This window comes from Fulvivirga imtechensis AK7 (assembly GCF_000331535.1).
Taxonomy (GTDB): domain Bacteria; phylum Bacteroidota; class Bacteroidia; order Cytophagales; family Cyclobacteriaceae; genus Fulvivirga; species Fulvivirga imtechensis.
Genome location: NZ_AMZN01000220.1, coordinates 1 through 439 on the forward strand (window position 1 = coordinate 1; position 439 = coordinate 439).

Here is a 439-nt window from a genome sequence, read left to right on the forward strand (position 1 = left end):
GTTCCCACCCAGCTAGGCTCCCAAACCACCCCACAAGGCACCTACACCTTCCCTGCAACCGAGTTCGACAGAGTAAAAGGGCAGGTCACCGGCAGCAAGACTAAAGTGCTGGATAATACCAACACCTGGCTGAGCACCGTCACCTACTATGACGATCGCTACAGAGTCATACAGACCGTAACAGAAAACTACAGCGGAAGCATAGACCGCTTCAGCACGCTTTACAACTTCCCCGGCTGGACACTGGCCACCTACACCAGCCACCAGAAGAACACAGACACCTACGGCATCAAAAGACACTACACCTACGACCATGCCGGCAGACTGATGCAAGGCTACCATGAGCTGTTCAAGAACGGCACCGGTCAGGGAGAAGTGCTGCTGGCAGAGAACAAATACAACGAGCTGGGCGAGCTGATAGAAAAGAACCTGCACGTAG

At 54.0% G+C, this 439-nt stretch carries 1 pseudogene; it reads left to right on the top strand.

Annotation, left to right across the window (positions count from 1 at the left end):
• Nucleotides 1-439, top strand: a pseudogene (locus C900_RS27880) (hypothetical protein); the annotation flags it as partial.